At 42.3% G+C, this 21,160-nt stretch carries 13 protein-coding genes, 1 tRNA gene and 1 pseudogene; 13 read left to right on the forward strand and 2 right to left on the reverse strand.

Going from position 1 to position 21,160, the window contains the following annotated elements; all coding sequences use genetic code 11:
• Positions 1 to 4: 4 nt before the first annotated feature.
• Together CWB78_RS11255 and CWB78_RS11260 are read right to left on the reverse strand one after the other, a co-directional pair.
• On the reverse strand, positions 5 to 1,135 hold the full coding sequence (locus CWB78_RS11255; RefSeq protein WP_075170828.1) for a CsgG/HfaB family protein: 1,131 nt from the start codon (positions 1,133 to 1,135) through the stop codon (positions 5 to 7).
• Positions 1,136 to 1,267: 132 nt separating this feature from the next.
• The gene (locus CWB78_RS11260) at positions 1,268 to 5,257 is read right to left on the reverse strand and encodes a hybrid sensor histidine kinase/response regulator transcription factor (protein ID WP_138595620.1); all 3,990 of its coding nucleotides are present in this window, start codon (positions 5,255 to 5,257) and stop codon (positions 1,268 to 1,270) included.
• A 165-nt stretch (positions 5,258 to 5,422) separates the two neighbouring features.
• On the opposite strand from CWB78_RS11260, the gene CWB78_RS11265 reads away from it, so the two are divergent.
• From CWB78_RS11265 to CWB78_RS11325, 13 genes and pseudogenes are all read left to right on the forward strand, one after another.
• Positions 5,423 to 5,499, forward strand: a tRNA-Trp gene (locus CWB78_RS11265).
• 131 nt (positions 5,500 to 5,630) lie between these two features.
• A complete protein-coding gene (gene secE / locus CWB78_RS11270) occupies positions 5,631 to 6,008 on the forward strand; it encodes a preprotein translocase subunit SecE (RefSeq protein WP_054202752.1) in 378 nt (125 codons plus the stop codon).
• A 4-nt stretch (positions 6,009 to 6,012) separates the two neighbouring features.
• Positions 6,013 to 6,570, forward strand: coding sequence for a transcription termination/antitermination protein NusG (nusG, locus tag CWB78_RS11275; protein ID WP_008108460.1), 558 nt, complete (start codon positions 6,013 to 6,015; stop codon positions 6,568 to 6,570).
• 217 nt (positions 6,571 to 6,787) lie between these two features.
• Entirely contained in the window at positions 6,788 to 7,216 is a 429-nt protein-coding gene (gene rplK / locus CWB78_RS11280) for a 50S ribosomal protein L11 (protein WP_008108462.1), read from the forward strand.
• 4 nt (positions 7,217 to 7,220) lie between these two features.
• On the forward strand, positions 7,221 to 7,925 hold the full coding sequence (gene rplA, locus CWB78_RS11285) for a 50S ribosomal protein L1 (protein ID WP_010392122.1): 705 nt from the start codon (positions 7,221 to 7,223) through the stop codon (positions 7,923 to 7,925).
• Positions 7,926 to 8,245: 320 nt separating this feature from the next.
• Complete coding sequence (gene rplJ, locus CWB78_RS11290; RefSeq protein ID WP_008108464.1) at positions 8,246 to 8,740, forward strand: 50S ribosomal protein L10; 495 nt, start codon at positions 8,246 to 8,248, stop codon at positions 8,738 to 8,740.
• 74 nt (positions 8,741 to 8,814) lie between these two features.
• A complete protein-coding gene (rplL, locus tag CWB78_RS11295) occupies positions 8,815 to 9,177 on the forward strand; it encodes a 50S ribosomal protein L7/L12 (protein WP_008108465.1) in 363 nt (120 codons plus the stop codon).
• 268 nt (positions 9,178 to 9,445) lie between these two features.
• Positions 9,446 to 13,471, forward strand: a complete 4,026-nt coding sequence (gene rpoB, locus CWB78_RS11300) for a DNA-directed RNA polymerase subunit beta (RefSeq protein WP_010392125.1) — start codon at positions 9,446 to 9,448, stop codon at positions 13,469 to 13,471.
• A gap of 104 nt (positions 13,472 to 13,575) precedes the next feature.
• Positions 13,576 to 17,748 (forward strand): DNA-directed RNA polymerase subunit beta', encoded by a 4,173-nt coding sequence (gene rpoC / locus CWB78_RS11305; protein WP_054202751.1) that lies wholly within the window; start codon positions 13,576 to 13,578, stop codon positions 17,746 to 17,748.
• Between the two features lie 194 nt (positions 17,749 to 17,942).
• Positions 17,943 to 18,317: a 30S ribosomal protein S12 gene (gene rpsL, locus CWB78_RS11310; protein ID WP_002958885.1), complete on the forward strand. Its 375-nt coding sequence runs from the start codon at positions 17,943 to 17,945 to the stop codon at positions 18,315 to 18,317.
• Between the two features lie 97 nt (positions 18,318 to 18,414).
• Positions 18,415 to 18,885, forward strand: a complete 471-nt coding sequence (gene rpsG, locus CWB78_RS11315; protein WP_010392135.1) for a 30S ribosomal protein S7 — start codon at positions 18,415 to 18,417, stop codon at positions 18,883 to 18,885.
• A gap of 27 nt (positions 18,886 to 18,912) precedes the next feature.
• Complete coding sequence (gene fusA, locus CWB78_RS11320) at positions 18,913 to 21,027, forward strand: elongation factor G (RefSeq protein WP_010392137.1); 2,115 nt, start codon at positions 18,913 to 18,915, stop codon at positions 21,025 to 21,027.
• Between the two features lie 62 nt (positions 21,028 to 21,089).
• A pseudogene (locus CWB78_RS11325) lies at positions 21,090 to 21,160 on the forward strand (GTP-binding protein); the annotation flags it as partial.

Below are 21,160 nucleotides of genomic sequence, written 5' to 3' on the forward strand. Positions count from 1 at the left end.
TTGCTTAGTTAAATTGAAACATGCTGCCTAAGCTTTCAAGCCCTGATTTTTGAGTTTTAGCTAAACATTTTGTGTCATCTAAAGATTTCTTTGTTGTTTCATCGGCAAGGCCTGTTACTTTTAAGCTCTTTTCTTGTTGATATTCGCGTAGTGCTAATACAGTTTGACGGTCGTATTTTACGTCTTCAGTCTCAAATTCTTCATAATTAGGTTGGTTTTTTAAATACCCTAAGCAAACCAAGTTCATACGAGACATTGCTAAGTCCATTTTTTCATAATGTGGCATTCTATGATTCGGCACATCGACAGCGACAGCAGCAGGTGCTGCTTTTTTACTAGCTACCTTTGGCGGTGGTGGTGCTGTATAGCCTGCAGCAAGCGTGTTGTTTTGGTTATAGCGATAATAGGTGTCTGGGATTTTAGTTTCTAAAAACTCAACGGCTTTAATTATTACTTCACGTAGTGCTTTTTCTTTTGGTGTATCTGACCAACCACTAAGACTCCCTCCAACCAATGCGCCACCAAAGTTTGTTGCTGCGCTGGTAAAGTTAAAATCTTTACTACCGCCTTCAACACTAGTTGCAGCTAAAATACGTGAAGTGCGCGTATCAATTAACCTTAGGTCAATAGCCATATGCGATCCAGAAAAGCCAGCAGAAACAGAGCTAAACACATCACCAATAAAACCGCCCGAACCAACACTTGCACCTGAACTGTCATCATCAAACTCGGTAACTGCTGCAACGACTACAATCTCAGCGCCTTCAATTTCGCCATATGCAGCCCCTGATTGTGCACTCACTCTGCCTGATACTGCTAAATCTTGCTCCGAAAGCACAGCGTCTAGTGCTTGGCGCTCCAATACAATAAAGCGATTAGTGCCAACAAGTGCGGTGGTAAGTTGATCTGCCATACCTTCACCAATTTCTTTTCGCCACCATCTTGAGTTATTTGACTTATCAGTGAAACGTGCCACGGCGATACGTGCTTTAGGACCATTGTATTTTTGTTTACTTACTTCATTAATGTCAGGTGAATTTTTATTTGAAGTGACATTGGTTGAAGTGCTTTGACATGCGCTTAAGCTCGTTATTAATGCTGTGGCAAGTAGCGTTTTTTGTATTGATGAGAGCATAGTATTTTCCTTAATTTATCTGCTTAATTACATTTGTAGTTATTTTTTAGCAATGGCTAATTAAGGTTAATTTAAATAAATCAGTAGCTTAAAAATAGTACTCAGACGAAAGCTTTGAGTACAGATGCGAAGCTAATGACTTTTACATGTTTGTGCTTCTCTATATTGTTTAGGTGTCACTGTATATTTGGCTTTAAAGCAACGAGCAAAGTAACTTTGAGAACTAAAGCCGGTGTTATCTGCAACTAAACCTATGGTTAAGTCGCTACCTGCTAATAATTTTGCTGCATATTCTAGACGGGTATTGCGAATGTAATCACTGGGTGTAACGTCAAAAAGAGCTTTCATTTTTAATTGCAGTGCGCGAGGGCTCAAACACATTGCGCTGGCAAACTCTTCGACGCTAAACAGTTCATTTTGATAATTTTCGCGCAAGATTGTTTTTAAGCGTTCTGTAAATGTGTAATCTTTATTTTGCTCTATTTGAGCATCTAAGGTCACAGCATGTACTTGAGCTGATAGCTGTTTAACTAAGTGTTTATTTAACGCATCACGAATACCTAATAAACCATGAATCCGACTCTTTAATAATGATGCTTCAAAGGGTTTACACAGGTAGTCATCGGCCAGTAAATCAAGCCCTTTTATACGGCTATTACTGTCTGCTTTGGCAGAGAGTAATAAAACAGGAATATGGTTTATCGAAATGTCTGAGCGAATAGCGCTTAGAAGTTGATATCCATCCATCGTTGGCATCATCACGTCACTGAGCACCACATCGGGCATTTGAGTTTGGCACAGCAAAAGCCCTTCTTCTCCATTATTAGCGCTCAGACAGGTATAGTCATCACTAAACAGTGAAACCAGTAACTCACGCATTTCCTCGTTATCTTCAACAATGAGTAGTTTTTTGTTGTTTTTTAGCGGCATAGTTTGAGAGGACGATAATTGTTTATCCGTTAATAAGTTACTTGATTCACACAATGGCAAAGTGACTGTGAAGCAACTTCCCTTGTTGATTTTACTAACTAATGAAATTTGCCCACCGTATTGCTCTACAAGCTGCTTAACCAGCGCGAGACCTATACCACTGCCTGTTTGGCTGTGTGCTGCAACACGAGTAAAACGTTCAAAAATAAGCGCTTGCTGGTGTTCTTCGATACCAATACCAGTATCAGATACCGTTATAACAACATTATTGTTTGTGTTAGAAAGCGTTAGATTAACGCTTTCATTTGATGGAGTGTATTTAAGTGCATTGGTCAATAAGTTATCAATAATAGATAAAGCATGTTTAGTTTCTAAATTTATATAATTAGGCTGTTGCGTATTGTCTTTAAAGGAAAAACTAATATTTTTTTGAGCAAACAAAATAGCGAAGTCGTCTACTATTTGTTCTATAAAAGGGCTTATAGAATAAGCGGATACATATTCTATAGTCGCACTTGGGCGCTGACTTAGCTGTAATAGCTCATTAATTAAATTAAGTAGGCGGAGCCCGTTACGCTTGATTATAGAAACTTGATGTTGCGCTTGAGCACCGAGTTGTTGCTGTTGTAAGTTTTCTACTGGCGCTAAAATTAAGCTTAATGGCGTTTTAAGTTCATGGCTAATATTATCTAAAAATTGGGTCTTTAGTTGATTAAGCTTTCTTTCTTGTTGAATGAGTTGCTCTGCGGTTTTAGCTCGATAGCGTGACGCTAAAATTAACCATGTAATAATCAAAACTATTATAAGGTAAGCCGCATACGCCAATTTCGTTTGCCACCAAGGAGGCGTTACTGTCAGCTTTAGCATAGTGTGAACTTTGCTCCATTGCCCGTATTGATCGCTTACTTTTAATTGTAATTGATAATTACCTGCACTTAGCTGCGAATAGTTAACTTGTCGTTGGCTTGCATCGGTATAGATAAATTGCTTATCTAAACCACTTAGCTTGTAAGCATACTGGTATTGATTAGCTGATGAGGCATTATTAACGGCGGAATATTTAAAGCCAATGACCCCTTGGCTAGTTGGAAAAGAGAGTTTTTTAGTATGATTTATTAGTTTTGCTGGCTGTTTTTGATCTGTTAGATAGTTTTTTGTTGAACTTGCTTGGTTATAAATTAATAGCTCAGTTAATACTGGGGTTGGGGCTGAAGTACTCAATAGCAGTTTACTAGGGTAAAACTGATTAAAGCCATTGATTCCGCCAAAAAATAGCTCGCCATCAGCTGCTTGAAAAGCGGCACCTAAAATAAACGAATTATGCTGCACGCCGTCACGAGGTAAAAAATGCTGCATAGCTTGATTCGTGGGGTTATAGCGAGTGAGCCCTTGGTTACTGCTTAGCCATAAGTGGCCTTTACTATCATCTTTAATAGCAAAAATATTATCGTTCAGTAATCCATTATGTTCGGTAGTGTAAGTGATCTTTTGTGTTTTTTTATCAAGGCGGTTTAAACCACCAAAGGTACCAACCCATAAAGTATCGTTATTTTGCAGGTGCAAGGAAGTGACCATATTATGGCTTAAACCAGTTTTCGGTTCGTTATTTGCGGGGTAATGGGTAAATGATTCATCGGCCATGCTTAGATAATTTAAACCTGCACGCGTCCCGACCCACAATCCGTTTGTATTTTGATCAAAAAGCAGAGTAAATACGGTATTGTTAGCAAGACTATTAGTTGAATCGTCGTGCTTGTAATGTTTAACCTCTAAAGTGTCGGGATTAAAGCGTGTTAAACCTTGGTTACTACCTAGCCATAAATTTCCTTTAGGATCGCTCGTTATCGCATAAACTCGATCGCTACTAAGCTGATGGCTTTGCATTGTATAGGCAATAAAATTATCTTCAGCTGGATTGTATTGCAGTAACCCACCGCCATAGGTACCAATCCAAAGTCGCTGTTGGTTATCTTCATGCAGGCTAAATACATTATTATTAGTAAGGCCGCTTTGCAATTTTGAGTTAACTTTATAGCGCTTAAAGCCAGTGTCGGTTTGTTTGTTTAAGCCATCACGCGTACCAACCCATAACTGACCTTGTGAATCTTTAAGTAGAGCGCGAACAAAATTATGACTAATGGTAGTCTCATCATCGCTCAAATGCTGTTGATGCGAAAATTGATTTTGCTTTTTATCATAACGTTGCAAGCCATAGCCATCAGTACCAATCCAAATGATACCGAACTGGTCTTGATAGACTGACAAAAGGTAATCATTAGCAAGCCCATTTAGTTGCTGTTTATTGTGCGGTATGTGCTCAAAGTTATTTTTAGATGTACTTTGCTCTGTTTTATAAAATAAACCTTTTCCATAACTTGTCAGCCACATGGTATCGGTGTCGTCAATTAATATATCGGTGATCCATACATCTGTAAATTGAGCAAACTCCGCAAAAGCCTCTGTTGTTGGAATAAATAGGCTAAGGCCTTGTTTGCTTGCTAGTAATAGCTGCCCTTGTGTATTTAAGTGTAACCGCCATAAATTCTTATGGCTCTTTGCTATGTGTTTAAACGTTTTTAGCTCTGGGTTAAATTTAATTATTCCCTCGTTGGTCGCTAACCAGATATTCTGTTGAGCATCTATTACGATATCTTGTATTACGGTATTAGCTTGCTCGAGGCTAGTATAGCTAAATGACTCAACTTCATTATTGACTATATTTAATCGTGTTAACTTTCCATGTTCATGGCCTAACCAAATATTATTTAGGTTATCTGACGCCAGTGACCATATACGGTTATCAGTAATCGCCAACTCAGTTTGCGTATTAAAAACCTTAAATTGACCGGTTTGAGTATCAAGTAAGTTTAAACCATTACTGGCTGTAGAAAACCAGATAGCATGAGGGCCGTCAGCAAGGCAATCGGTGACCCAGTTTCCTGAAATACTAGCCTCAGTAGGGTGAGACTTGAAGCGTTTAAACTCATAACCATCAAAGCGATTAAGACCGCCTTGTGTGGCAAACCAATGAAACCCTTGCTCATCAGTGATGCTGCATGTAATCGAGTTTTGCGATAATCCTTGCTCACTCGAATATGTATCTAAGTGAATAGGGCGGGCAATAAGCATGCTATGAAACAAGCAAAAAATACTTAAAATGAGGGTTTTGAATAGGGTTTGAAGTAAAGGCACTGGCTTCCTTGTGCGAACAGTATTCCTAAAATTGAAACAATCATAAACTGCTTTTTTAATAATGTTAAGTTTGATTTTTACAGCCGTCAGTGAGATTTTAAGTTATGGGTATCTTTTTACTCTTGTGTTAATGAATTGCGTAAGTATAATAGGCATCCACTTTGCAGGGGCGTAGTTCCAATTGGTAGAACAGCGGTCTCCAAAACCGACGGTTGGGAGTTCGAATCTCTCCGCCCCTGCCAATTTTTTACAAAGTGAGTAAAGTCTAGAACTAAAAATCGGTTTAAGTAAGCTTGTTTTTAAGTTTAGATTTTAATGGATTAACCCTGTCGACGTGCAGGGTTGTTGTGTCTGTAGTTAAGGTAATAATATTATGAGCACGAATATAGAAACACCATCGAGTGGGATGGAGTCAGTAAAGTGGTTAGTAGCAATTGCGCTACTTGCAGGCGCAGTCGTTGGTAACCATATGTTTGCAGATCAGTCTGTATTACTACGTGCTATTGGCGTTGTGGTTGCGATAGCTGCGGGTTTAGCTATTGCTTCGCAAACTTTCAAGGGACGTACATTCCTTGCTTTTGCAAAAGAAGCGCGTATCGAAGTACGCAAGGTAGTTTGGCCGACGCGTCAAGAAACAACGCACACGACATTAATTGTAATGGTTGCAACAGTGATTATGGCATTAATCCTTTGGGGATTAGATGGCATTTTATTCCGCGCTGTAGGCTTTTTAACTGGATTGGAGATCTGATCCCATGTCGGATGAGAATAACGAAAAGAAACTACGTTGGTACGTAGTACAGGCTTTCTCAGGTTATGAGAAGCGTGTTGCTCAAACATTATTAGAGCATATTAAAATCAAAGGTCTAGAAGATAGCTTTGGTGAAGTATTAGTTCCTACTGAAGAAGTCGTAGAGATGCGTGCTGGTCAAAAGCGTAAATCTGAGCGTAAATTCTTCCCAGGTTACGTACTAGTACAAATGGATATGAATGATGCAAGCTGGCACTTAGTAAATAGCACTGAACGTGTTATGGGCTTTATTGGTGGCACATCAGACCGTCCAGCACCTATTAGCACCAAAGAAGCTGATCGTATTCTTAACCGTCTACAAGAGAACGCAGAAGCGCCTAAACCAGCAACATTATTTGAGCCGGGTGAAGTGGTTCGTGTTACTGATGGTCCATTTGCAGACTTTAGTGGTGTGGTTGAAGAAGTTGACTACGAAAAGAGCCGCGTTAAAGTGTCGGTACTTATTTTTGGTCGTTCTACGCCAGTTGAACTTGAATTTGGTCAAGTTGAACAAGATAAGTAATTGATTTAAAGCGTCGCGTTAAAAACTTTTAAATTTTTGGCACGAAGCTTGAAAAAGGCCGCTGATTAACTTATAATCAGCGGCCTTTTTGTATTCAGGGAAAACGTTTGTTTAACTGTTTACTAAAAAGTGAGAAACCAATTTTTAAACTGGGAAGCCGCTAGAGTACGCGTCCTCGCGCGCACAAGGCTAAGACCCACCTAATGAGGTATTTATAATGGCTAAGAAAGTTGAAGCTCTAATCAAGCTACAAGTTGCTGCTGGTATGGCTAACCCTAGTCCTCCAGTAGGTCCAGCACTAGGTCAACACGGTGTAAACATCATGGAATTCTGTAAAGCGTTCAACGCACGTACAGAATCTATCGAAAAAGGCGCTCCAGTTCCTGTAGTGATCTCTGTTTACGGCGACCGTTCATTTACGTTCGACATGAAAACGCCACCGGCTGCTTACTTACTTAAGAAAGCTGCAGGTATCAAATCTGGTTCAGGCCGTCCTAACACTGAAAAAGTAGGCACAGTAACTCGTGCTCAACTTGAAGAAATCGTTGAGACAAAGAAACCAGACCTTACAGCTTCTGATTTAGAAGCTGCGGTTCGCACTATCGCAGGTTCTGCGCGTGCGATGGGCTTGAACGTAGAGGACTAAGATAATGGCTAAATTAACTAAACGTATGCGTACTATCCGCGAAAAAGTGGAAGTAACTAAAGATTACGAAATTAACGAAGCAGTTGCTCTTTTAAAAGAACTAGCAACAGCTAAATTCGTAGAAAGTGTTGACGTTGCTGTTAACCTTGGTATCGATGCTCGTAAATCTGATCAAAACGTTCGTGGTGCTACTGTACTACCTAACGGTACTGGTCGTGACGTTCGTGTTGCTGTATTCACTCAAGGCGCTAATGCAGAAGCTGCAAAAGAAGCCGGTGCTGAATTAGTAGGCATGGAAGATCTTGCTGACCTAGTTAAGAAAGGCGAGATGAATTTTGACGTTGTTGTTGCATCACCAGACGCTATGCGTGTTGTTGGTCAACTAGGTCAAATCTTAGGCCCACGTGGTCTAATGCCAAACCCTAAAACTGGTACTGTAACACCTAACGTTGCAGAAGCAGTTAAAAATGCGAAAGCAGGTCAAGTGCGTTACCGCAATGACAAAAATGGTATCATCCATACTACTATTGGTAAGGTTGATTTCACTGCTGAGCAGTTACAACAAAACCTTGAAGCTCTAATTGTTGCGCTTAAGAAGGCTAAACCTTCTCAAGCTAAAGGTGTTTACTTGAAGAAAGTAACTATCTCTACAACAATGGGCGCAGGTGTTTCTGTTGACCAAGGCACTTTAAGCACAGTTGTTGCTTAATTGAGTGTTTACATGGCGTGAAATTTGTACTATAATTTTGCGCCATTTTGCTGATTAATTTAGTTAATCGCAAAGTAAAGAATTCGGGTTGAAGTCCATAATTTCGAAGCGCCTTCGGGCAACGCGATAAATTGGGCTTCCGTCCAAGACCGTAGGCGGCTTCGGCCTTAATATTACCTACGTAGACGGTGTGAATCCCCAGATAGATTTTTCCTAATCTTCTGGCTCTCGCCGTAAAAAGCATCTCCACCTTTATTGGTGGGGAAGAGTAAAACAGGGAAGCCGATGTACGGTAACCCATTAAACCAGGAGTAACACCCATGGCTTTAAATCTTCAAGGCAAAAAGGCAATTGTTGCTGAAGTCAACGAAGCAGCCACTGGTGCTCTATCTGCAGTAGTTGCAGATTCTCGTGGTGTAACAGTTGGTGCAATCACTGCCCTTCGTAAAGAAGCTCGCGAAGCGGGTGTTTGGATGAAAGTTGTCCGTAACACTCTAGCTAAACGTGCTCTTGAAGGAACAGACTTTGAATGCCTATCTGATTCATTTGTTGGTCCAAGCTTAATCGCTTTCTCATCAGAGCACCCAGGTGCTGCTGCGCGTATCTTTTCAGACTTCGCGAAAAAGAATGAGAAATTTGAGCTTAAAACGGCCGCTTTTGAAGGTAATGTAGTAGACGCAGCTATGCTTGCAACTCTACCTACATACGACGAAGCTGTTGCACGCTTAATGAGCGCTATGAAAGAAGCGTCTGCTGGTAAATTGTGTAAAACAATTGAAGCAGTACGTGTACAGAAAGAAGAGCAAGCTGCTTAATTTTAAGCTGTTTAATCCCTTTCGGTGTAAATTTATTTGGACCTTAGAGTCCGTTAATTATTAGGAAATTTGTAATGTCTGTAACTAAAGACCAAATCCTTGACGCAATTGCTGAAATGTCAGTAATGGACGTTGTTGCTCTAGTTGAAGCAATGGAAGAAAAATTCGGCGTAACTGCTGCAGCTGCTATGGTAGCAGGTCCTGCTGCTGAAGCTGCTGAAGAGAAAACAGAATTTGACGTAATCCTTACTGGCGCTGGCGCTAATAAAGTTGCGGCAATCAAAGCTGTACGTGGCGCAACTGGTCTTGGCTTAAAAGAAGCTAAAGCTCTAGTTGAAGCTGCTCCAACTCCAGTTAAAGAAGGTATCTCTAAGGAAGAAGCTGAAGCTCTTGCTAAAGACCTTACAGAAGCTGGTGCTGAAGTTGAGGTTAAGTAATCTAGCTTTTGCTAGGTTCGCTGCCTGAGAAATCAGGCAAGGGCTGGTGATTATTTAATCACCGGCCTTTTTGCGCTATAGAGCGACTATTCTTATAGCGCAAATAAAATCTGATTTATTCTTTAATTTCAACGCTTTATAGTTTGCTAGTGTTGAGGTGGGATTAAGTTGGAACAACATTTAATGTTGTACATCTTGGCATAGATGCCAGTTAAGTCTGTTCTTACAAGAACAGGTCGGGTCAAAGATCAGCAAGCTGAGGAACCCCATGGCTTACTCTTATTCTGAAAAGAAACGTATCCGTAAGGATTTTGGTAAACGTCCACAAGTTTTGGATATACCTTTCTTACTGTCGACGCAGTTAGAATCGTTTAAAAAATTCTTAGTCCCGGACGCTGATGGCGATCATGGTTTGGAAGCTGCCTTCCGTTCTGTGTTCCCAATTAAAAGCTACTCGGGAAATTCTGAGCTTCAATACGTAAGTTATCGTATTGGTGAGCCAGTATTCGATGTAAAAGAATGTCAAATTCGCGGTGTGACTTATTCTGCTCCACTTCGCGTGAAACTGCGTCTTGTAGTAATGGACAAAGAAGCTCCAGGCACAGTTAAAGACATTAAAGAGCAAGAAGTTTACATGGGCGAAATTCCGCTCATGACCGATACCGGTACTTTTGTAATCAATGGTACAGAGCGTGTTATCGTTTCTCAGCTACACCGTAGCCCTGGTGTATTCTTTGATAACGACCGCGGTAAAACTCACTCGTCAGGTAAAGTGCTTTATAACGCACGTGTAATTCCTTACCGTGGTTCATGGTTAGACTTCGAATTTGATGCAAAAGATAACTTATATGTACGTATTGACCGTCGTCGTAAATTACCGGCGTCTATCATCTTACGTGCACTTGAGTACACGAGTGAAGAAATCCTAGATATCTTCTTCGATACAACTGCGTTTGAAATCGCTGACGGTAAGGTTCTTATGGAACTTGTACCTTCACGTTTACGTGGTGAAACTGCCGCTTTTGATATCAAGAGCGAAGACGGTGAAGTCCTTGTTGAAAGCGGTCGTCGTGTTACGGCTCGCCACATCAAGAGCATCGAGAAAAAAGGCATTAAGCAATTAGAAGTACCACATGAGTACATCATTGGCCGTGTATTAGCGAAGAACTATGTTGATGAGTCAACAGGTGAAATCATTGCTACTGCAAATGACGAGCTAACGCTTGAAATGATGGCTGAATTGGTTAAAGCCGGTCACACGACTATTGATACACTATACATCAATGAAGTGGACAGCGGCGCTTACATGTCAAATACGTTGAATATTGACTCGTCAAGCAACCGTTTAGAAGCACTAGTAGAAATTTATCGCATGATGCGCCCAGGCGAGCCACCGACGAAAGACGCGGCTGAAGCCTTATTTGAGAACTTATTCTTCTCAGAAGAACGCTATGACTTATCAACAGTAGGTCGTATGAAGTTCAATAGCCGTGTTGGTTACGATTCAGACACAGGCCCTGGCACATTAAGCAAAGAAGACATCGTAGCGGTTATGAAAGTATTGATTGCTATTCGTAACGGTGTTGGCGATGTCGATGATATAGACCACTTAGGCAACCGTCGTATACGTAGTGTTGGCGAAATGGCTGAGAACCAATTCCGTGTAGGTTTAGTACGTGTAGAACGTGCTGTACGTGAGCGTTTAAGCTTAGGTGACCTTGATGCGGTAATGCCACAAGATCTTATTAACGCTAAGCCTATTTCGGCAGCGGTTAAAGAGTTCTTCGGCTCGTCTCAGTTATCACAGTTTATGGACCAAAATAACCCGCTATCAGAAGTAACGCATAAGCGTCGTATTTCTGCATTAGGTCCGGGCGGTCTAACTCGTGAACGCGCTGGCTTTGAAGTACGTGACGTTCACGTAACTCACTACGGTCGCGTATGTCCAATCGAGACTCCTGAGGGTCCAAACATCGGTCTAATTAACTCATTGTCTACGTATGCACGTACCAATGACTACGGTTTCTTAGAAACACCTTACCGCAAAGTGGTAGACGGTGTAGTAACTGATGAAGTTGATTACCTATCAGCCATTGAGGAAGGTCAGTTTGTTATCGCACAGGCGAACTCAAACTTAACTGAAACCAATGAGTTTGTAGATGAACTTATTCCATGTCGTCACAAAGGTGAATCAACCTTTATGGGTCGCATGGACCAGCAATATATGGATGTATCACCACAACAGGTGATCTCTGTAGCGGCAGCACTTATCCCGTTCCTAGAACACGATGATGCTAACCGTGCATTGATGGGTTCAAACATGCAACGTCAAGCAGTACCAACATTGAAAGCGGACAAACCGTTAGTAGGTACAGGTATTGAGTTAACACTAGCAAAAGATTCTGGTGTAACGATTGTTGCTAAACGTGGTGGTGAAGTAATGTATGCCGACGCAAGTCGCATCGTTGTTAATGTACATGAAGAAGAGCGCATCCCTGGTGAAGCGGGCATCGACATCTACAACTTAACCAAGTACACACGTTCTAACCAAAATACATGTATTAACCAAAAGCCGACTTGTATGGTTGGTGAGCCGGTTACTCGTGGCGATGTGTTAGCAGATGGTCCTTCGACTGACTTAGGTGACTTAGCCCTTGGTCAAAACCTTCGCGTGGCATTCATGCCATGGAACGGTTACAACTTCGAGGATTCAATCTTACTATCAGAGCGCGTAGTTGAAGAAGATCGTCTAACGACTATCCACATTCAAGAACTACAGTGTATCGCCCGTGATACTAAATTAGGCTCAGAAGAGATCACAGCAGATATCCCGAACGTGGGTGAATCTGCACTAGGCAAGCTTGATGAATCAGGCGTTGTATATATTGGTGCTGAAGTTAAAGGCGGCGATATCCTAGTAGGTAAAGTGACTCCGAAAGGCGAAACGCAATTAACACCAGAAGAGAAGCTACTACGTGCTATCTTCGGTGAAAAAGCGTCTGACGTTAAAGACAGCTCTTTACGTGTACCTAACTCTGTAACTGGTACTGTAATCGACGTACAAGTTTTCACCCGTGATGGTGTTGAAAAAGATAAGCGTGCGTTAGAAGTTGAAGACATGCAGCTTCGCGAAGCGAAGAAAGACTTCAACGAAGAGTTCCGTATTCTAGAAGCTGGTGTTTTAGAGCGTGCTCGCAAGTTACTTGTGGCAGCTGGCTTCGATGAAGACAACTTAGCGTCACTGAATGCTGAAAAGTTACTAACTCAAAGCCTTGCTGAAGAAGACAAGCAAGCTGAACTTGAGCAACTAGCTGCACAGTACGATGAGCTTAAAGCTGAATACGATAAGAAGTTTGAAAACAAACGTCGTAAAATTACTCAAGGTGATGACTTAGCGCCAGGTGTACTTAAAATTGTTAAAGTATACTTAGCTGTTAAACGTCGTATCCAACCGGGTGATAAAATGGCGGGTCGTCACGGTAACAAAGGTGTTATCTCGACTATCGTACCAGTAGAAGATATGCCATACGATGACAAAGGTCGTACGGTAGATATCGTACTAAATCCACTAGGTGTACCATCGCGAATGAACATCGGTCAGATCCTTGAAACACATATGGGTCTAGCTGCACGCGGTATTGGTGAGCGCTTAGAAGAAATGATGAAAGAGCAACGCGAGCTTCATGAGCTACGTGAATTCATCAAACAAGCTTATGAGATCGGTGAATCTCGTCAGGTTGTGGATATCGCTAGTTTCTCTGATGACGAAATTCGTCGTTTAGCTGAAAACTTGAAAGGTGGTTTACCGATTGCTACTCCTGCATTTGATGGCGCGAAAGAAGACGAAATCAAAGACATGCTAGAGCTAGGCGGCTACCCTAGAAGTGGTCAGGTTACACTTTATGATGGCCGTACTGGCGATCAGTTTGAACGTCAAGTAACTGTAGGTTACATGTACATGCTTAAACTTAACCACTTGGTTGATGATAAGATGCACGCGCGTTCTACTGGTTCTTACAGCCTTGTTACTCAGCAGCCGCTGGGTGGTAAAGCACAGTTCGGTGGCCAGCGTTTTGGTGAGATGGAAGTATGGGCACTTGAAGCTTACGGTGCTGCTTACACTCTACAAGAAATGCTAACAGTGAAATCGGATGACGTGAACGGTCGTACTAAGATGTATAAAAACATCGTTGATGGTAACCATAAAATGGAACCAGGTATGCCAGAATCGTTCAACGTATTGTTGAAAGAAATCCGCTCACTGGGTATCAACATCGAGTTGGAAGAAAATTAAGCCAATTAGATGCTGCAGTGAACGCTGCAGCATCTGTTATGGCTGAATAGAATGTAGGGACGAGAACATCCGTCCTCAAGATTAACTCCGACAGGAGAGCTAAGGTGAAAGACTTACTTAAGTTTCTGAAGCAACAAAATAAGACCGAAGAATTCGATGCAATTCGCATTGGTCTTGCTTCACCAGACATGGTTCGTTCATGGTCATACGGTGAAGTAAAGAAACCTGAGACTATTAACTACCGTACTTTCAAGCCTGAGCGCGATGGCTTATTCTGTGCCCGTATTTTCGGCCCAGTGAAAGATTATGAGTGTTTATGTGGTAAATATAAACGCCTTAAACACCGTGGTGTGATCTGTGAAAAGTGTGGCGTTGAAGTAACACTCACTAAAGTGCGTCGTGACCGTATGGGTCATATAGAACTGGCAAGTCCAGTTGCGCATATATGGTTTTTAAAATCATTACCGTCACGTATCGGCTTAATGCTTGATATGACGCTTCGTGATATTGAACGTGTTCTTTACTTCGAATCATTCGTAGTAACTGAGCCTGGTATGACAACGCTTGAGCGTGGTCAGCTATTAGGTGAAGAAGAATACCTAGATGCCCTTGAAGAGCACGGCGATGAGTTTGAAGCGAAGATGGGTGCTGAAGCAGTATTAGACTTGCTTCGTGAACTCGATCTTGCTCAATTAATTGCAGAGATGCGTGAAGAGTTACCAACAATTAACTCTGAAACTAAGCGTAAAAAGATCACTAAACGTCTTAAGTTAATGGAATCGTTCCACCAATCAGGTAATAACCCTGAGTGGATGATCATGACAGTACTTCCAGTATTGCCACCTGACTTACGTCCATTAGTACCACTAGACGGTGGCCGCTTTGCGACATCTGATCTAAATGACCTTTACCGTCGTGTTATTAACCGTAATAACCGTCTTAAGCGTCTACTAGATTTAGCTGCACCAGATATTATCGTACGCAACGAAAAACGTATGTTACAAGAAGCGGTTGATGCGCTACTTGATAACGGTCGTCGTGGTCGTGCAATTACAGGTTCTAACAAACGTCCACTTAAATCGCTTGCTGATATGATCAAAGGTAAGCAAGGTCGTTTCCGTCAGAACTTACTTGGTAAGCGTGTAGATTACTCTGGCCGTTCTGTAATCACGGTTGGTCCTACACTTAAGCTTCATCAGTGTGGTCTTCCTAAGAAGATGGCATTAGAGCTTTTCAAACCATTCATCTATGGCAAATTAGAACGTCGCGGCATGGCTACGACAATCAAAGCAGCTAAAAAGATGGTTGAGCGTGAAGTAGCGGAAGTATGGGATGTACTAGACGAAGTAATTCGTGAACATCCAGTATTACTTAACCGTGCACCAACACTTCACCGTTTGGGTATCCAAGCGTTTGAACCTGTGCTTATCGAAGGTAAAGCGATTCATTTGCATCCATTAGTATGTGCGGCTTACAACGCCGACTTCGATGGTGACCAAATGGCGGTACACGTACCGCTAACAATTGAAGCGCAGCTAGAAGCTCGTGCGTTAATGATGTCTACAAACAACATCTTATCGCCTGCTAATGGTGAGCCAATCATCGTTCCTTCACAGGACGTTGTATTAGGTCTTTATTACATGACGCGTGACCGCATTAACGCCAAAGGCGAAGGCACCGTATTTAAAGATCCTAAAGAAGCAGAAAAAGCATACCGTAGTGGTAATGCCGACCTTCACGCAAAAGTGAAAGTACGTATTAGCCAATCAGTAGCTAATGAAGATGGTGTTGTAGAAGATACAATTACTATCATTGATACTACAGTGGGTCGTGCAATTCTGTCTCTTATATTACCTAAAGGTATGCCGTTTGAGTCAATCAACCAAGCTCTAGGTAAAAAGCAAATTTCTAGCTTGCTAAATGAGTGTTACCGTCGTCTTGGTTTAAAAGACACAGTAGTTTTTGCTGACCAAGTTATGTACACCGGTTTCCACTACGCAATGAAGTCAGGTGTTTCAATTGGTATCGATGACTTAGTTATCCCACCAGTAAAAGCATCAATCATTGAAGCAGCAGAAGCTGAAGTAACTGAAATCAACCAACAATTCCAATCAGGTCTTGTAACGGCTGGTGAAAAGTACAACAAAGTTATCGATATTTGGTCACGTGTAAATGAGAACTTATCACGTGAAATGATGGCTAACTTGTCAAAAGACACCGTAGTGAATGCGCAAGGTGAAGAAGAAGAGCAACCGTCATTTAACTCAGTGTTTATGATGGCCGACTCAGGTGCTCGTGGTAGTGCCGCTCAGATCCGTCAGCTAGCAGGTATGCGTGGTCTAATGGCACGTCCAGATGGTTCAATCATCGAGACGCCAATCACGGCTAACTTCCGTGAAGGTCTAAACGTACTTCAGTACTTCATCTCAACGCACGGTGCGCGTAAAGGTCTTGCTGATACAGCACTGAAAACAGCGAACTCGGGTTACCTAACGCGTCGTCTAGTAGACGTTGCACAAGATTTGGTAATCAATGAAGACGATTGTGGCACAGAAGATGGCTTAACAATGAAACCGCTTATTGAAGGTGGTGACGTTGTAGAAGCACTTCGCGAACGTGTACTAGGTCGTGTTGTTGCTGAGCCTGTTGTTATCCCTGGTACTAATACAGTACTTGTAGAACGTAACATCATGCTTGACGAAAAACTGTGTGACCTTTTAGAAGAGCACTCAGTTGATGAAGTTCGTGTACGTTCAGTTATCACCTGTGATAACGACTTTGGTGTTTGTGCTAAGTGTTATGGTCGTGACCTAGCACGTGGTCATATCATCAACGCGGGTGAATCAGTTGGTGTTATCGCGGCACAATCAATCGGTGAGCCGGGTACACAGCTTACGATGCGTACATTCCACATCGGTGGTGCGGCATCAAGAGCGTCTGCTGAAAATAATGTACAAGTTAAAACTAACGGTACATTAAAACTTCACAACGCTAAGTATGTATTAAATACAGACGGTAAGATTGTTATTACCTCTCGTTCTACCGAAATCACTATCATTGATAGCTATGGTCGTGAGAAAGAGCGTTATAAAGTACCTTACGGTGCGGTATTAACAGTGCAAGACAATGCAGAAGTTCAAGGTAACGACATTGTTGCTACTTGGGACCCGCATAGTCACCCAATCGTTCTTGAGCATAAATCAAAAGTATCGTTCAGCGATATCGATGATTCAAATACTGAAGCACAGACTGACGAACTAACGGGTTTAACTCGTGTAGTTGTTAAAGATCTTGCTAAAGCGAATGCGAAAGAGCCGAAACTTATCATTGAAAGTGATGAGCGTGGCTTGCAAGAAACACGTCTTCCTTCATTCACTACGATTGAAGTAACAGACGGCGCGACTGCAAACCCAGGTGACGTACTAGCACGTATTCCGCAAGAAGGTTCGAAAACTCGTGATATCACGGGTGGTCTACCACGCGTAGCCGACTTATTTGAAGCGCGTAAGCCGAAAGATCCAGCTATCTTAGCTGAAATCACCGGTACGATTAGCTTCGGTAAAGAGACTAAAGGTAAGAAACGTTTAGTTATTACTCCAGCTGAAGGCGATCATTACGAAGAAATGATTCCTAAGTGGCGTCAACTTAACGTGTTTGAAGGTGAGCAAGTGTCTAAAGGTGAAGTTATCGCCGATGGTCCAGAATCACCGCATGACATCTTACGCCTACGTGGTGTGACTCATGTTGCTAACTACATTGTTAACGAAGTGCAAGAGGTTTACCGTTTGCAGGGCGTTAAGATCAATGATAAGCACATTGAAACTATTATTCGTCAAATGCTACGTAAATGTATCATTCTAGACGGTGGTGATACTGAGTTCTTAGCCGGTGAGCAAATTGAAGTGGCACGCGTTAATATCGCAAACCGCGACCTTGAAGCTCAAGGTAAGATCCCAGCTAAGTTTGAAATCCAGTTAATGGGTATCACTAAAGCATCACTAGCGACAGAATCTTTCATCTCAGCAGCCTCGTTCCAGGAGACAACTCGTGTCCTAACAGAAGCCGCTGTAAATGGTAAGAGCGATGAGTTACGCGGTCTGAAAGAAAACGTAATTGTGGGTCGATTGATCCCAGCCGGTACCGGTTTTGCGTATCATCAAGATCGTATGGCTCGTCGTAAGCAAAAAGACGTTGTTGAAGAGCAAACGGTAAGTGCAGAAGAGGCGACTCAAGCACTAACTGATGCCTTAAACGCGGATTTATCTGGAAATCAATAAACCGAATCTAATCAATGGATTAGAGTTTAGCAAGGTAGTTATCTACTGCCTTGCGAGCGGTTTAGGTTGACAGGTCAATCTTTGCTCATTAAAATTCCGCCACCCATTTACTTGCACGTTTAATACATGCTCGTAAAACAAGGGCGGATTTTTTATTTTTTTCAGTAGTAATTTTAATTTCAGGAGCTATTTAAATGGCAACTATTAACCAGCTAGTGCGTAAGCCACGTCGTAGCAAGGTTACTAAAAGTAACTCAGCTGCGCTTAAAGCGTGTCCGCAAAAGCGTGGTGTATGTACTCGCGTATATACAACTACACCTAAGAAACCAAACTCGGCGTTACGTAAAGTAGCTCGTGTACGTTTAACTAACGGTTTCGAAGTAACTTCATACATCGGTGGTGAAGGTCATAACCTTCAAGAGCACAGTGTAATCCTAATCCGTGGTGGTCGTGTTAAAGATTTACCAGGTGTGCGTTTCCACACTGTACGTGGTGCACTTGACTGTGCAGGCGTAAGCGACCGTCGTCAAGCTCGTTCTAAATACGGTGCAAAACGCCCTAAAGGCTAATTGTATTCCGTTAGTAAGGCCAAGCACTAAATATTATTAATTATTGTTTTGGGTTATTGTTCCAAAAGGACAAACCTGAATAAACCGGAGATACAAAATGCCTAGAAGACGCGTAATAGGTCAACGTAAAATTCTTCCAGATCCTAAGTTCGGATCGGAACTTCTTGCAAAATTCGTTAACATCGTAATGTTAGACGGCAAGAAATCTACTGCTGAAAAAATCGTTTATGGTGCGCTAGACGTGGCTGCTGAGAAATCAGGCAAGTCGCACCTAGAAATCTTTGAAACTGCACTTGATAACATCCGTCCACAGGTAGAGGTTAAATCTCGCCGTGTTGGTGGTTCAACTTATCAAGTACCAGTTGAAGTACGTCCAGTACGTCGCAACGCATTAGGTATGCGTTGGTTAGTAGACGCTGCACGTAAGCGTGGCGAAAAATCTATGGGCTTACGTTTAGCTCAAGAAATCGTTGACGCTGCTGACAACAAAGGCACTGCGGTTAAGAAACGTGAAGACGTTCACCGTATGGCTGAAGCGAACAAAGCATTCGCTCATTACCGTTGGTAATCTGTCCTTAACCTTTAAGAGGATTTTATGGCACGTACAACTCCACTTGAGCGTTACCGCAATATCGGTATTTGTGCTCACGTAGATGCAGGCAAAACCACCACAACAGAACGTGTTCTGTTCTACACCGGTCTTTCTCATAAGATCGGTGAAGTGCATGATGGCGCTGCAACTATGGATTGGATGGAGCAGGAACAAGAGCGTGGTATCACAATCACTTCTGCTGCAACAACGTGTTTCTGGAAAGGGATGGACGCTCAATTTGACGACCATCGCATCAATATTATTGATACCCCAGGACACGTAGATTTCACTATCGAAGTAGAGCGTTCTTTACGTGTACTAGATGGTGCGGTAGTTGTTCTTTGTGCTTCATCGGGTGTACAGCCGCAAACTGAGACAGTTTGGCGTCAAGCGAACAAATACGAAGTTCCGAGAATGATCTTCGTAAATAAAATGGATCGCACGGGCGCTGATTTTTTAACGGTTGTAAGCCAGGTGAAATCTCGTCTTGGAGCAACGCCTGTTCCAGTCCAGCTGCCTATTGGCGCTGAAGACGACTTTAAAGGTGTTATTGACCTTATTAAAATGAAAGCCATTAACTGGAATGATAAAGACCAGGGTATGACTTTCTCTTATGAGGCAATACCGGCAGAACTTCAGGAATTAGCCGAAGAATGGCGCTCTCACTTAGTTGAAAGCGCTGCTGAAGCTACTGAAGAACTAATGGATAAATACTTAGAAGGTGAAGAGTTAAGCGAAGCAGAAATTAAAAATGCTTTGCGTCAACGCACATTAGCGAACGAAATTGTTCCCATGACGTGTGGTAGTGCATTTAAAAACAAAGGTGTTCAAGCTGTGCTTGATTGCGTTGTTGAATATATGCCATCACCAACACAAGTGAAACAAATCCAAGGTATCTTAGAAAATGGTACTGAGGAAGAGCGTCCTGCTGATGATAAAGCGCCGTTTGCTGCTCTTGCATTCAAGATCGCAACAGACCCGTTTGTTGGCACTTTAACCTTTTTCCGTGTTTACTCTGGTACTGTTAAACAGGGTGACGCGGTATATAACCCAGTAAAAAGTAAGCGTGAGCGTCTTGGTCGTATCGTTCAGATGCATTCAAACTCACGTGAAGAGATCAAAGAAGTCCACGCAGGCGACATCGCGGCGGCTATTGGTCTCAAAGACGTAACAACAGGTGAAACACTGTGTGATCCGAACTCTATTATTACGCTTGAGCGTATGGAGTTCCCAGAACCAGTTATCTCTGTTGCGGTTGAGCCTCGCACAATCGCTGACCAGGATAAAATGGGTATCGCGCTAGGAAAACTAGCTGCAGAAGATCCATCTTTCCGCGTACAAACTGACGAAGAATCAGGCCAGACTATTATCTCTGGCATGGGTGAACTTCACCTTGATATCATTGTCGACCGTATGAAACGTGAATTCAGTGTTGAATGTAACGTTGGTAAGCCGCAGGTTGCATACCGAGAAGCTATTCGTTCAACTGTTGAAGTTGAAGGAAAGTTTGTACGTCAATCAGGTGGTCGTGGTCAATATGGTCACGTCTGGCTTAAACTTGAACCGATGGATATTTCGGATGATGAAGCCCCAATTTACGAGTTCGTAAACGAAACCGTAGGTGGCTCAGTGCCGAAAGAATACATCCCTGCGGTAGACAAAGGTATCCAAGAGCAAATGGCTCAAGGTGTACTGGCAGGCTACCCATTACTTGGTGTTAAAGCGACTTTATATGATGGTTCATTCCATGATGTGGATTCGAATGAAATGGCATTTAAAATAGCAGGTTCACTGGCTATGAGACAAGGTGCGCTAGATGCAAACCCTGCACTTTTAGAACCAGTAATGAAGGTTGAAGTACTCACTCCTGAAGCAAACATGGGTGATGTAGTTGGCGACCTAAACCGTCGTCGCGGCATGATCGAAGGCATGGAAGATGCACTTGGTGGCCTTAAGCAAATTAATGCTGTGGTACCACTATCTGAAATGTTCGGTTATGCGACTGCTTTACGATCTGCAACACAGGGCCGTGCCTCATACTCTATGGAGTTTTTGAAGTACGCTGAAGCCTCTAAGCAGGTTGCAGATACAATAATTTCAGCTCGCGCTGTTATATGATTTTAGCTTGTCTGGCTCAATACTGAGTCAGGCTTTAATTTCTTTATTAGGAATTTTTTAAGATGGCAAAAGAAAAGTTTGAACGCGTAAAACCGCACGTAAACGTTGGTACAATCGGCCACGTTGACCACGG

It is taken from the genome of Pseudoalteromonas sp. S1612, assembly GCF_005887175.1.
Lineage (GTDB): Bacteria > Pseudomonadota > Gammaproteobacteria > Enterobacterales > Alteromonadaceae > Pseudoalteromonas > Pseudoalteromonas undina.